Source organism: Mariniflexile ostreae (assembly GCF_042427585.1).
In the GTDB taxonomy this organism is placed as follows: Bacteria; Bacteroidota; Bacteroidia; order Flavobacteriales; family Flavobacteriaceae; genus Pseudalgibacter; species Pseudalgibacter ostreae.
This window is the reverse complement of record NZ_JBHMFC010000082.1, coordinates 1-3,062: the sequence shown is the minus strand read 5'-3', so window position 1 is coordinate 3,062 and position 3,062 is coordinate 1. Positions and strand designations below refer to the sequence as shown.

The 3,062-nt window shown below is 34.4% G+C and carries 3 protein-coding genes and 1 pseudogene; all 4 read left to right on the top strand.

Translation table 11 applies throughout. The annotated features are described in order from the left end of the window. Positions 1-216 (top strand): IS3 family transposase (locus tag ACFFU9_RS12865; protein ID WP_379861875.1); only part of this gene is annotated, 216 nt, incomplete at its 5' end. A gap of 163 nt (positions 217-379) precedes the next feature. Then, positions 380-1,789: an alkaline phosphatase gene (locus ACFFU9_RS12860; RefSeq protein WP_379861873.1), complete on the top strand. Its 1,410-nt coding sequence runs from the start codon at positions 380-382 to the stop codon at positions 1,787-1,789. A gap of 113 nt (positions 1,790-1,902) precedes the next feature. Next, positions 1,903-2,067, top strand: a complete 165-nt coding sequence (locus ACFFU9_RS12855; protein ID WP_379861872.1) for a hypothetical protein — start codon at positions 1,903-1,905, stop codon at positions 2,065-2,067. A 508-nt stretch (positions 2,068-2,575) separates the two neighbouring features. Beyond that, positions 2,576-2,752: pseudogene (locus tag ACFFU9_RS12850) on the top strand (putative porin); the annotation flags it as partial. Between the last annotated feature and the right edge of the window lie 310 nt (positions 2,753-3,062).

Below are 3,062 nucleotides of genomic sequence, written 5' to 3'. Positions count from 1 at the left end.
GAAAATGCACATATCGAGGCCTATCACGGAATATTGAAAAAAGAGGTCTTTACAAGGTTCGATTATCAGTACTTTGGAGAAATAGAACAGATACTGAAGCGTTACGTTGAGTTTTATAACAATAGAAGGCTCCACGGACTTTTAGGAAGGATTACACCAATGGAAAAATGGAACGCTGATAAACAGCTAATAATAATGAGAAAATTAAACGCATAATTAATAATCGAAATTTAAAAGATTACTCTTGTTTTATAGGGGTCAAAACAAATTGGCTATGCCACTTACTTATATGGACTATTGCAACATATTTGTTATAAATATGCATGTTTTGTTATATCTAAGTATTGCAACTCACATTAAATTTGCTTCAAAAAGTATTATGTTTAAAAATATTGTAATAATTTCAATAGTCTTATTTTGTTCTATAGGATATAGTCAAACTAAGCAAAATGTAAAATATGTATTTCTGTTTATTGGAGATGGCATGGGATTAAATCAGATTTATACTACCGAAATGTATTTAAATGCTAAGACAGGCGAAATTAAGGCAGAAAAGCTTTTAATGAACAGTTTTCCTGTAAGCTCCAATATGACCAACTATTCAGCTAATTCCTTTGTTACCACTTCTTGTGCAGCAGCAACCGCCATGTCTAGTGGGTTTAAAACTAACAATGGAATAATAGGAAAATCGCCTGACCAAGAAATCGCGTATGAAAACATATCTGAAAAAGTGAAAAAAGCAGGTCTTAAAGTAGGTATTTTATCGAGCGTAACGATTGATCATGCGACTCCTGCTTCTTTTTATGCGCATCAAAATTCTCGCAATATGTATTACGAGATTAGCATGGAGCTACCCAATTATAATATTGATTATTTTGGAGGTGGAGGTTTCCATTCTCCAAAAGGAAAAAACGGTGACCAACCCGATGCATATGTAAATGCTGTGAAAAAGGGGTATACCATTGCCAACTCTCATGAGGAGTTTAATAAGTTAAAACATGGAGATGAAAAAATAATTGCAATAAATCCTGATATGTACCCTTCAGGAGAATTTTACTGGGCAATCGATAAAAAAGAAGAAGCACTTACTCTAGCTGATTTTACAAAAAAAGGGATTGAAGTGATGGATAATGATAAAGGTTTCTTTATGATGGTTGAAGGAGGTAAAATTGACTGGGCATGTCATGGAAACGATGGTGTAACCATGATACATGAAGTACTTGCATTTAATGATGCTGTTAGGGTGGCTTATGAGTTTTATAAAGAGCGACCCGATGAAACATTAATAATAGTTACCGCCGACCATGAAACGGGGTCTTTGTATACAGGAATCAATTATGAGATGAATCCTGAATTGTTAAAATATCAGAAAACTTCGGTTCAGGAGTTTAAAAGAAAAATGACAGAACTTAAAGATGCTAATCCAGAAGTGTCATTTGATTCTATTTTAGATTTAATACAGGTAGATTTTGGTTTGGGTAATAGCGAAGTAGGCTTGTCCTTAGATGGTAATGAATTGGACATGTTAAAATTAGCCTATAGCAAACAGTTTAAAGAAAACAATAAAGTGAACGCAGATGCAAATTATTTAAGCATAAATACTGTGAAATCAATTTCTGAAACAGCAGCTTATATATTGAATAAAAAGGCTGGAATATCTTGGGGGTCTGGTGATCATTCTGCGACACCGGTTCCTGTTAAAGTTATAGGGTATGGGCAGGGGGAATTTTCTGAAGGTTTCGACAATACTGATTTGTCAAAAAAAATCCAAAAACTTATGGGAGTATAAATCAATAATCTAAAAAGCTTTTTTGCAATGTGATTCAGTGCCTTTGCAGCCTGAAAGTTCTTTATATTACTATTTTTAAGAATAACCGACTAGTGCGTGTGGGGGTTGAAATTATGAAAACCGAAAATGAAATGATTGTTATAGATGGTTCGTTTCTCTCCATTACCCCGATATTTTATTTTCATGAACATATAAATGCTCCAACCAATTTATTTGTAGGTAAATATGATATTGAATTATCCCTAATCGATTACATTGAAAACAGTACAGAGGTTTAAGTCCACATTCAAATCTTAATATGTATTGCTTTAACCGATACTTCTGCAAATGTTAAGTTTTAAGTGGAAAATGATTTACATGCGGGACTAAAATTAATGCTATTAGCGGTATTTGTAATGTTACTATTGATATCTATGCTAGTAGAACCGACTTTTACGACAAGTGGAGGTGAAATGGTTGTACAGAGCATCTATAGGCGATAAAAAGATATAATAAGCGAAAATCACACCCCTCAATTTGTTTACAGTACTTGGTGGTGAGTTTATTCTTAGCGCTATTAATGGGGCGGTGGTGTTGTAAATGGTAAACTAGCCCAGCTATTTAAATGGTATAAAGGAAGACACGCTCTTTATCAATAAAAAATGAGATGCTAGATTAGCAAACAAAACCTTATAAAATCATGCTTCTCTTTTATAATAAAGTAAAAATAATTATGGTGTCAATAAGGTATGGTGTTGGAAAAATCATAGTATTAAAATCAAAAAACGTCCTTGGGGAAGTGAATATGGAGGGTTTCCCCGTTTGGATTTCTTTATAAACGCTAAGGTGCGTCAAACCAGGATCTACGTCAAGGCCGAGCATTTCAATGCAGCTTTTACGGGATACGATTATTATTCTGCCCCCGGGTATCCCTATCGCGACTTCGCAGTGCGTTTCGGGGTGGTCTGGAACTTTTTTATGTAAGCCCTATTATATAGGTAAGGGTCTATGTGCCCTTATAGAAGGATCCAAGCCAGATAAGCCCGTATATCTGGCTTTTTTTTTGGTGTTCGGTTTTGCTTTGTGGCACGTTTTGTCCAGTGGGGCTTATTTTTCTGTCCTTTTAAGATTAAATTTACGGAGCTAACCTATTGTAGAATAATGTCTTGTGTGGCCTGTTTAAAATTTATAAAAAAAAGTTTTAAAAAGATGGTCTTTAAGAAGAAAAAGGGTTTTATATTTGCACCCCGCTAAGCAAGGATATTTAGAATTGCGATTGCGTTACGTTCATAGA